The 9,868-nt window shown below is 38.2% G+C and carries 9 protein-coding genes and 1 pseudogene; 2 read left to right on the top strand and 8 right to left on the bottom strand.

Annotated elements, in window-relative coordinates; translation table 11 throughout:
- From CALSC_RS22490 to CALSC_RS22480, 3 genes and pseudogenes are all read right to left on the bottom strand, one after another.
- Positions 1-219 (bottom strand): annotated as a pseudogene (locus CALSC_RS22490) (DUF389 domain-containing protein); the annotation flags it as partial.
- Positions 220-262: 43 nt separating this feature from the next.
- The gene (obgE, locus tag CALSC_RS22485) at positions 263-1,294 is read right to left on the bottom strand and encodes a GTPase ObgE (protein ID WP_088243477.1); all 1,032 of its coding nucleotides are present in this window, start codon (positions 1,292-1,294) and stop codon (positions 263-265) included.
- Between the two features lie 132 nt (positions 1,295-1,426).
- Entirely contained in the window at positions 1,427-2,101 is a 675-nt protein-coding gene (locus CALSC_RS22480) for a Mo-dependent nitrogenase C-terminal domain-containing protein (RefSeq protein ID WP_088243476.1), read from the bottom strand.
- 457 nt (positions 2,102-2,558) lie between these two features.
- Between CALSC_RS22480 and CALSC_RS22475 the strand changes: the two genes are divergently transcribed.
- Positions 2,559-3,668 carry a glutamate-cysteine ligase family protein gene (locus CALSC_RS22475; protein WP_088243475.1) on the top strand — a complete coding sequence of 370 codons (1,110 nt, stop codon included), beginning with the start codon at positions 2,559-2,561 and terminating at the stop codon, positions 3,666-3,668.
- Positions 3,669-3,812: 144 nt separating this feature from the next.
- Here CALSC_RS22475 and CALSC_RS22470 read toward each other — a convergent pair whose 3' ends face one another.
- The 4 genes from CALSC_RS22470 to CALSC_RS22455 all read right to left on the bottom strand — a co-directional run bounded on the left by CALSC_RS22470 (position 3,813) and on the right by CALSC_RS22455 (position 7,214).
- Entirely contained in the window at positions 3,813-4,172 is a 360-nt protein-coding gene (locus tag CALSC_RS22470) for a hypothetical protein (protein ID WP_088243474.1), read from the bottom strand.
- Positions 4,173-4,208: 36 nt separating this feature from the next.
- Entirely contained in the window at positions 4,209-4,736 is a 528-nt protein-coding gene (locus CALSC_RS22465; RefSeq protein ID WP_088243473.1) for a hypothetical protein, read from the bottom strand.
- Positions 4,737-4,917: 181 nt separating this feature from the next.
- A complete protein-coding gene (locus CALSC_RS22460; RefSeq protein ID WP_088243472.1) occupies positions 4,918-5,712 on the bottom strand; it encodes an FHA domain-containing protein in 795 nt (264 codons plus the stop codon).
- A 542-nt stretch (positions 5,713-6,254) separates the two neighbouring features.
- Positions 6,255-7,214: an MDR/zinc-dependent alcohol dehydrogenase-like family protein gene (locus CALSC_RS22455; protein WP_088243471.1), complete on the bottom strand. Its 960-nt coding sequence runs from the start codon at positions 7,212-7,214 to the stop codon at positions 6,255-6,257.
- Positions 7,215-7,421: 207 nt separating this feature from the next.
- Here CALSC_RS22455 and CALSC_RS22450 point away from each other — a divergent pair, with 207 nt between their 5' ends.
- On the top strand, positions 7,422-8,312 hold the full coding sequence (locus tag CALSC_RS22450) for a ChaN family lipoprotein (protein ID WP_088243470.1): 891 nt from the start codon (positions 7,422-7,424) through the stop codon (positions 8,310-8,312).
- Between the two features lie 98 nt (positions 8,313-8,410).
- Here CALSC_RS22450 and dnaN read toward each other — a convergent pair whose 3' ends face one another.
- Entirely contained in the window at positions 8,411-9,574 is a 1,164-nt protein-coding gene (dnaN, locus tag CALSC_RS22445; protein ID WP_088243469.1) for a DNA polymerase III subunit beta, read from the bottom strand.
- Positions 9,575-9,868: the final 294 nt, after the last annotated feature.

Genomic DNA, 9,868 nt, shown 5'->3' with positions numbered 1-9,868 from the left:
GATCAAAGGAGAAATCAACATTGCTCCAATAATTACCGCCGGACTGTTTAATACTAATCCTAAAGTCGCGATCGCAGCTGAAAATAGGACTTGTAGCCAGTAACTCACATCTTCTAAAGTTACTGAATTTAACAAGTCACAATAAATCTCTTCTCTACGGGCATTTGTAATACCCATATTTGTCGCAAACCAGTGGCGAAAACCTTTTGTAGTCTCCATTGTTGATTTTAAATAAAGGGTAGAGATTCTGTCTCTAAAATTGTTAATTAAAAATAGTTGTCTCCATCTCTGCTAACTTCAAGCGATCGCAAACACTCCAAATTTCTTGTAACATAGCCTCTAGACCAGTACCAGAAACAGAGGAAATTAAGAAAACTGGAGCATGGGAAAGATGATTTAATTCAGTTGCTAATTCTGACAAATTCAGATTTTGGCTACTTACTGCGTCAATTTTACTCAATGCTAATATCTGGGGACGTGTTGCTAAATCGTGCCCATAAGCCTTTAATTCTTGCTGAATAGTTTGGTAATCTCCCACCACATCATCACTAGTGGCATCAATCAAGTGTAGCAAAACCTGGGTACGCTCAATATGTCTTAAAAAATCATGCCCCAATCCCGCACCTTGGGATGCACCAGCGATTAATCCGGGAATATCCGCGAACACAGTCCCATCGCCAGTAGGCTTGCGTACTACCCCTAAATTGGGTACAAGAGTCGTAAAAGGATAATCAGCAATTTTGGGACGGGCTGCTGACAAAGCAGAAATGAGGGTGGATTTACCTGCATTGGGTAGTCCAATAATTCCCACCTCTGCCAATAATTTCAATTCTAAACGTAACTGCTTAATTTCCCCCGGTAATCCCGGTAAAGCGTGTTCGGGGGCACGATTGCGGTTACTTAAAAAATGTTTATTACCCAGTCCACCTTTTCCCCCTTGGGCAACTACTAGGGTTTGTCCATGAGTAATTAAATCTCCAATTACTTCCCCTGTCTCCATATCGTAGACAACCGTACCACAGGGAACTTCAATCATTAAATTCTTCCCTGATGCTCCCGTGCGATTCTTAGGACCCCCACGGGCACCATTTTCGGCTTGAAAACGATGATTATATCGGAAATCAAGCAAGGTTTGGAGATTTTCAACGGCGGTGAAAATCACTGAACCACCATATCCCCCATTCCCCCCTGCAGGACCCCCTGCGGGTACAAATTTCTCTCGCCGGAAAGCAACAATACCATCACCTCCCTTCCCAGCCTCAACTTCAATTTCAACTCGATCAATAAATTGCATGGTTCGGAACTAGTCAGTAGTTAGCAGTGAGCGGTAAATGACAACCACTCACTGGCTGAAAATATTAGCAGAGTAAATTAAGATTTTATTTACCCCCATGTATACAGTTTATGTCGGCTACTTACTACTAACTTAAATATATGGTGAAATATCCTCACCACAATCATCTGCCAAATAAGATAAGGCACGAAAACGTAAACCGACCATTTGCTCATACAGGGGATTGATTTTACACAAAGGAGGAATGTGTACTATCTTACGCCCAAATAGGGTGATATCCCGCTCAAAAGGACACTGGGAAGGGATCATTTTGCACAAGAAGCGGGCTACTCTCGGGTCTTCAATGTCTAACCCATCTAGCCAATCTCGTAAGGGATGCAGGGGATCTAGCTGGGGTTTAGATGGTTGAGTGGGAATTGCGATTGCTGCTTGCTTGCCATTTTCTAAGGTATGGCGCAGAGCCCCTAAAATATTTTCTGGCTCCCCTAAGGCTATACATAACTGGTGTAAGAGATAGTCTTCACTCTTAGAATAAGTCCCATCTGCGATCGCTACCATCACCGCCGTCCGCAAAAAATTTTCTGCTAAGGGTGTACCTTCACCCAAAACAGCCGCTAATTCTTCTGGTTCAATGGCATCGAAGGATTCTAAATTCACCCCTCCAGCCAGTTCATCTTGAGTGATACTAGTAATTAATTCTCTTTCCTGGGCATCAAAATCACCATCAGCCCAAGCAATAGTCAGCAGTCCACGTAGCCAAGCGGCAACTTGTTCACTACTGTAAGGAGATTGAACAGCACTTGTCATAAACACACGCCTCTAGCTTCTCTGAGTCCATACTAGCCTGGGTTGCGATCAGGGATTGTGGCTCGTTTTGCCAAAGCTCTGAGTAGTAAAAATGCTGGTATTCTAGGGCTGAGCTTGAGCCTTTTGCTTTTCTGAATCAAGGTCTTACGGTTCATGTCCTCTCCAAACTAACCAAAATATCATTGTTTATTCATGTTTTGAGATATTTATTGATATTTGTTTTTATATAAGTCTTCACAAATCTATAGGACTTACGTAGTCGTGACGATTGCTTCTTTGGGTTGCAATGACTATATTATGACTATGACAATCATAATAATTCCTCCAAATTTTGATATGAAATTTTGTATGTATAACTTGAGAAAATATATCTGACTTCGACTGAAGTCTCAAAATATTAAAAATGATAAAATATTTGTATAATCAAAGCAATTTATTCATATAAAAAGGCATAAAAATGTTTTATTTTGGTATTGAGCATGAAGTATCATTTATCAATCAAATGGGGAAATTTGCTGATTTCAATCAAACAAATTTTGCTGATTTTAATCAAATTGTGGAAAGATTACCCACCTACTCAACCGACTATCCCCAGTTACGTATAGGAGATGCTGGAATCAAAAAAAAGAGATGGTATATTGAAGGATTTGAAAGATTTTCCGAGTCTGCAAATGTCACCGACTGTATTCCCAAAGGGATTGAAATTAGAACAACTATCCATACAGACATTAAAACTGCTATTCAAGAATTATCAGAAAGTTTTGATTTATTGTGCGAAGTTGCTGCACAATTTGGCTTTTCACCAGTCTTGGTTAGTTTTAATCCCTTCCATTCTAGCTTTCAACCCCAACAACCATTAAACAATTATGAAATTCAACGGCGAAAAGCTTCTCCAGAAAAACAGACTGCCCATATTCCTATGTTAACCTATGGCCCAGACTTAAACATTTCCGTAGCCCAGTTATCCTATGAAGATGTAATTGATATTGGCAGAAAGCTGACTTATTACAGTCCTTATATTATACCTTTTAGTTATAGTTCTCCGTTTTACGAAGGGGATTTATGGTCTGGACTTTCTGTAAGAACATTTGTGAGAACAGGGAAAAGACCAGCAGCAATGGTATTTGTAGAAAAGAACGAACAAATTATAAAAAGTGTACCTTCATTGACAAAAATAGCACGGATTCCGGCAGAAGTGGGGAGGATTGAATTTAAAGCATTTGACAGTTGTGATGATTTTTCTATTTATGCTGGGTTGCTGGCTCTATTAAAAGGTTTAATCTTAGATAAATCACTACTAGGTAGAGCTGTAATACCAGATGCTGCTTTACATCAACTTTCGGCACAAAAAGGTTTTCACGATGAAGATATTTTTAACCATAGCCAAGCAATTTTACAAGCAGCAGAAAATGCATTGGCGCAAGACTTAGATATTCAGTATTTGCAACCCCTAAAGATGATGCTGCAAACTAAAGTAACTAAAGCTGATTGGATGATTCAAAAATTTAAGCAAATGGGTTCTATAGAAAAAGTACTGAAACAGACCTATGGAGATAAAGATTCATAATCTAATCACAAAAGTAATACCATTTTGGATTATGAAAGAATGACTGCATAATTTGTTCTTTCTTCCCATATGTCGCAATCATTTTTTCTCTCTTAGTATCCAATTGGGGATTAACTTTCAGCCTTAACTCAAAAGCAATTAAAATTAATTAGTAAATAGAAAATCAGGTAATGCTAAAATATGGAAATAAACTAAAGCAATAATTATTAAAGTATATACCGTTGAACTACCCAAACTAATTGCCATATCTTTTTTAATATTCTTTGGTCTTTCTCCCCAAAAAATATCTGTACCTCCCATCTGCATCATCAAAATTCCCAACACATTTGATAACCAATAACCCGCAATTGTTGCTGCTACAAATAAATCAGGAAATATCCAACTGACAATATAACCAAATAAATAGGCAATGGGAAGATTAAAAAATACATCATTCCACCAAGATAATGGTGAAAGCATATAGCCTAATCCTACAAAAAATAACCCTCTTATTTTTGTCAGCATCTGATATTAACCTCAATCATATTCAATTGTTATAGATCAAAAATAATTTTTTCGTGAGCCAAAATATCTCATACCTGCAACTCCAGCCATCACTATATAAGTCAGACCTAAAATAATTAAGATTAATTTTAATGTTGTACACCATTTAGCAATTTGAGGTAAGATTTGATTGACATTGTTAAACAAAATATTTGTCAAAGCAATGTTTTCTATTATATCTAAAAATGCTGCCAACCACTGACTCCAAGCAATAGCCATTCCTATTGACTTCCAAGAAGAGTGTACAGTTTCAAACACCCGAATGGCACCGATACAAGCAAGACTTAAGGTAGTTGAGTAAACGGTTAAATATAGAAAGTCTAATCCCATAACAAAAGCAGCTCTAATTTTGGCTGCTTCATCCCAATATTTGACAACTTTGAGACTATTTACAGTAAAACTCATGATATCTGGTTGTAAAGGGATTACAGACATGACTATAGCCAAAATAGTTGTCAACAATAGTAATGGGAAAAAAATACTTAAATAATTATCAGAGGAAATTTTTTGCAATGGGTGTTGCATTGGTATTTTTTGGGAATATTTATGTAATATTAATCATCAAATGTTCGGTAGATTAATATTCTTTTTTATCCTACCTCTTGGAGAAAATTATAATTGGTTTCTGGATAACTAAAATTTTGTAATTTTGATTACCTACTACTACTTAGTTATTGATAAATAACTCATAACAGACAATAATTAATTATTTTTTGAAGAATTTTTTAATATCTTCCCAGCCGTAATTGAGAACTTTTCCTGTTGTCAATATTTGATAACCAGCAAACAATAAAGTGGATGCGATTAAAATTGCTAATAAGTTAAAAGTAGCAAAGAAATTACCAGTAAACAGAATTATGGCTATACCTAACCCAATGAGAATCCAGCCAATATTGCGGTTAAAACGCCGTTGAGTGAGGACGAAAACTCCTGCGAGACATAACAATATACTAGGTATACTGACAAAAATGCCAATGCGAGTGTTGGCAGCTAACATTACCACCCCTGCTACGATTAATACTAATCCGATGAATCTGCTAGTGCGATTGCTAGAAGTTCTGCTCAAATTTGCTTTGATACCTGGAGACTGAATAGTTGTAGGATTGGCTCTAACTGGGATATGGGATTGGTGTGTTTGTTTGTATTGAAGTATAAATGTAACTTTATTCCCTTGACCAAACTCTATGTGATCACCTAATTTGAGCTGATAGGGAATATTTGGCTCTAGCTTGGTTTGATGAATATAGGTACCGTTGGAACTACCTAAGTCTTGAATATAGCAAGTATTACCTTCTACACGAATTTCTGCGTGATAGCGAGATACAATATCAGTATCCGGTAAGTGAGAAACATCTATATCTATTTGTCTTTCTTCGTTCGGTTTACCAATACAAATTACAGAACTATATAAAGGAAAATCAAAAGATGTATTGGTTTGCACATGGAATAGTTCTAAACTTAGGGCTGTATTCTCAGTAGTTAATGTATCAGTATTGTGCATGGTCTGTTCTGTCTCAAGAACAATATGAGATTCTTTCTTGATTTTACATCTCTGATATAGAACTACGCATATACGTTAAGACATTGTTGAACCATCAAACCTATGAACAGTAAACTTATGCCATTTTGGATTTTAAATTGTGAAATAGTTACTATAGCTGTAGCCAGCCAGGTTAGGACATAAACAATAAGTCTTCCTACTATTGGGAAATTCTTCTCAAGCAAGCAATTTCCTAATACAATTAACGAGGGAGTAGGTAGTAGGGGCGTGGGAGTAGGGATGCCCCATACTTAAAATTATGGGATTTAATGTTGACGTTTTGTCTGTCACCGCAAACGCGCCTCTCCACCCAAATTTTCTTAACTTTCCACGGATAAATCCGGGGGCTATGTCCTACCGGACACCCTATTTCCTTTCAGGAGACGCTTCGCTAACGCTAACGCTAACAAACCATCCTGGAGTAGGGTATTTTTCCTCTTCCCCTACTCCCTACTCCCTATTTTGGTGACTACGGTTATATTACTTATTACTTATTACTTATTTTAATTATTGTCCATTTCTAACAATACTTTTAACACACCCTTTGTCTGTGCTTTGGTAAAAGCTGTCATTCCTTCCATGAGAGAATAGCGAGCTTGAATCAAAGGTTTTACGTCTACTGCTTCTTGTGCTAGTAACTCCAATGCTGGGGAAAAAGGACCGCAACGAGAACCAATCATGGTGATTTCATCCACAACCAAAGCAGAAGCATCTAAACTGAGATTGCCGGCATAGGTACTTTTTAATACTAAAGTGCCCCGCGATCGCAAAGCACGGCGAGCTAGGTCAAACCCGGAAGCATTACCTGTACAATCAACAGAAATATCAAAGGCTCTATCGGTCACCGCATCAGCAAAGCCAGTTTTGATACCCCGTGCTTCTAAGTTTGCGAGTTTATCTTTATGCCTACCGATGGCTAATAAATCGCAACCAGTTAGAGCTAATGTCTGAGCTACCAATTGCCCTAATTTACCATCTCCCACCACCAAAACTTTATCGTCTGGATGAATATCTACCTGTTGTTGAATTTCCAAAGCTGCGGCAATGGGTTCGGTAAAAGTTGCTACTTCCGTAGGCACATTGTCGGGGACGGGATGCAGGTTTTCTACAGGTAAACAAAGGTAGTCTGCAAAGGCTCCATTGCGATTGACGATACCCAAGACAGTACGGTTTTCACAGTGAGTGGGAATACCACGGCGACAAAACCTGCACTTACCGCAAGCTGCGTTGATTTCTCCCACCACGCGCTGATGTAGGAGTTTATCTGGACCTTGAGTAACTACACCAACAAATTCATGTCCTAAAATACCAGCATAGGGATAGTAACCCCGCAGTAATTCTAAATCGGTGTTGCAGATACCTGCCGCTAGTACCTTGACTAAGGCTTCTCCAGGAGGAGGTTCGGGAGTAGGGATATCAGTGCGTAGTTGTATTTGCTTGTTCTCTAACCAGATTCCTTTCATGAATAGCAGCTTACTTACACAGGAGTTACAGGTAATATTTTACATCTCTCCACATATCTTGCACCTTTTCAATAAGAGTAAGGTGGGCAGTGCCTACCCTACTAATGGTAAATGAAGAAGTCAGAAGGAAATAGAAGATTCATAAATTGAGCAAGAAATAGTATTAGAATTAATCAAAATCTATAAAATTTTGATTGGTGTACATTAATGAAACAATGGAAAAAACTTTCTTATTACTTTTTTATTTTTGCTTTTTTTCTATTATTTTACATTTCACCAACTGCTGCACAAACTAAATTAGAGCCTGACTGTACGCAACAATTCCTCGAGAGTAAATGTGTTAATAATTGGCAACAAATACTACCTGAATTAAAAAAAGCCCAGGTGGTTTATTTAGGTGAAACCCATGATAGTGAAGTGGATCATCAAAACCAGTTAAAAATTATTCAGGGATTGTACCAAGGAAATCAAAAAATTGCGATTGCGATGGAAATGTTCCAGGCTCCCTATCAAAATATTGTTGATCAATATCTAACGGGAAAGATTACGGAAGCTGAACTTGTGGAGCAGAGTAAATATAAACAACGGTGGGTTTTCCCTTGGGAATATTATGCTCCCATCCTCCGTTTTGCCAAAGAAAAAGGATTACCTGTTTTAGCCTTAAATACCCCTAGTGAAGTTACCCGCAAAGTTGCTCGTCAAGGTTTGTCAAGCCTAACCCCTAGGGAAAGAAAATTTATCCCTCCCCTTGAGGAAATTCGTACCGATAATCAAGAATATCGACAATTAGTCCTAGCAGCTTTCCACAATCATCAAGCCGCAGGACATGGTAATAGTAAAGGTGCAGATCGCTTTTTTACTGCTCAAGTGTTGTGGGATGAAACTATGGCGGAGGGTATTACCAAGTTTGTCGTCGCAAAACCTAGTTATCAAGTGGTGGTGTTAGCGGGAAAAGGGCATGTTATCTATGGATATGGTATTCCCAGTCGAGTTAAACGTCGCCTTAAGAGTATAAAGCAACGCTTAGTCTTACTGAGTGTACCATCACAGATGAAAGTCAAAACAGAAAAAGCAATCGCTGACTTTATACTCAAATAAAATATAGCAATGGACATATTGGTTAGGACAGTATTGTTCGACTCAAAAAACATCAACCACCAACTAACAAATAACAACTAACAACCATCAACTAACAACTAATTTCTCAACTGTACGGGCATTGCTAAATAGGTCATATTAATACCTCCCAAGGGTTTAAATATAACTGGAGTTAAAGGTTGATTCACTTGCATGAGAATTTCTGTAGATGGTAGGGCTTTTAAACCTTCCATTAAATATTTGACATTGAAGGCAATAACTATATCATCGCCAGATATTTCTGCTGGGATAGAATCTCTACCGCTACCCAATTCTTGAGCTTCCACAGATAAAGTAATTTCTTGTTCTATACTGTCAATATTAATTTTGACAATATTATTTTTTTGGTCAGCAAATACAGCGATTCGCTCCAAAGCAGTGACAAATTGTCGCCGATCTAAATTAATTTCTCGCTCAAATTGGCTGGGAATTAATTGACCATAAGCTGGATATTGTCCTTCCAAAGTCCGACTAGTCAAGCGTTGATTTTGCCACTGAAAAACAACTTGACCTGCATCGAAATTAAGAGTTACTAGTTCATTTTCACTCTTATTATGAACCAACATTTTCTCCAATTCCCGCAGTGCTTTACTAGGTACAGTCACTTCCAGTTGATTTTCACCATTCCCATCTGGGTTTTCATTCGCAGTTTCCACCAAAGCTAAACGGTGTCCATCTGTGGCTGCAAATTCTAAGGTATCTGGTTGTACTTTCAAATGTACCCCTGTGAGCACCTGCTTGGTTTCATCGGCACTGGTAGCAAATAAAGAACCCCGCAATCCTGCGATTAAAGCATCTGCACTTAGCTCCATAGTTTGTGCTTCTTCCAGTAATGGTAATTCTGGAAACTCTTCACCCGCCATTGCTCTGACTTGATATCTACCTGTTTGGGGAGTCAGGGTTAAAGTTAAACCTTCTGATGATTCACTTTCAACTGTATTTGATTCATCATCCAAGGTAATATCCCCCTCTGGTAGGCGAGAGGTAATGTCATTCAGTAATTTAGCTGGTAGAGCCAATACTCCCCCTTGAAATACCTCAGCACTAAAACTGGTACGAATACCCAAACTGAGGTCAAAAGCAGTTAAGCTTACCTGGTTATTGTCTGCATCCGCTTGCAATAGTACATTGGCAAGGACTGGGTGAGTAGGACGGGAAGGAACTGCTCTACTTACAAGGGAAAGGTGTGTACTCAGATCACTTTGGGTGCAAACTAATTTCATGTTCAAATAATTTTAGATTGGAAATTTATTACATTTACAGAATTTAGACAAAAATAAATCCATTTTGATTTTAGCTGTGTATAACTAATGAACCCTAAAATGGATGGACTCTATTGCCATGAATCAACATCGCAACATACGTCAACAAGTAATGAAATTGAGCTTAGTGGCTACTTTAGGCATGGTAACAATACTTGCTGCCTGTAGCGATAAAGGTAGCAGTAAAGCTAATGTTGCGAATGCTAACCAGGTTAAGGAAGTTGCTGTTAAGACTACTAAAGCACAACCACTAAG

Origin of the sequence: Calothrix rhizosoleniae SC01, from assembly GCF_900185595.1 — a bacterium.
In the GTDB taxonomy this organism is placed as follows: domain Bacteria; phylum Cyanobacteriota; class Cyanobacteriia; order Cyanobacteriales; family Nostocaceae; genus Calothrix_A; species Calothrix_A rhizosoleniae.
This window is presented reverse-complemented; position numbering and strand designations above follow the sequence as displayed.

What these genes read in the sequence shown, in the direction of transcription:
- obgE (WP_088243477.1), bottom strand. Translation starts at nt 1,294, where the DNA reads ATGCAATTTATTGATCGAGTTGAAATTGAAGTTGAGGCTGGGAAGGGA.
- CALSC_RS22480 (WP_088243476.1), bottom strand. Translation starts at nt 2,101, where the DNA reads ATGACAAGTGCTGTTCAATCTCCTTACAGTAGTGAACAAGTTGCCGCT.
- CALSC_RS22475 (WP_088243475.1), top strand. Translation starts at nt 2,559, where the DNA reads ATGTTTTATTTTGGTATTGAGCATGAAGTATCATTTATCAATCAAATG.
- CALSC_RS22470 (WP_088243474.1), bottom strand. Translation starts at nt 4,172, where the DNA reads ATGCTGACAAAAATAAGAGGGTTATTTTTTGTAGGATTAGGCTATATG.
- CALSC_RS22465 (WP_088243473.1), bottom strand. Translation starts at nt 4,736, where the DNA reads ATGCAACACCCATTGCAAAAAATTTCCTCTGATAATTATTTAAGTATT.
- CALSC_RS22460 (WP_088243472.1), bottom strand. Translation starts at nt 5,712, where the DNA reads ATGCACAATACTGATACATTAACTACTGAGAATACAGCCCTAAGTTTA.
- CALSC_RS22455 (WP_088243471.1), bottom strand. Translation starts at nt 7,214, where the DNA reads ATGAAAGGAATCTGGTTAGAGAACAAGCAAATACAACTACGCACTGAT.
- CALSC_RS22450 (WP_088243470.1), top strand. Translation starts at nt 7,422, where the DNA reads ATGAAACAATGGAAAAAACTTTCTTATTACTTTTTTATTTTTGCTTTT.
- dnaN (WP_088243469.1), bottom strand. Translation starts at nt 9,574, where the DNA reads ATGAAATTAGTTTGCACCCAAAGTGATCTGAGTACACACCTTTCCCTT.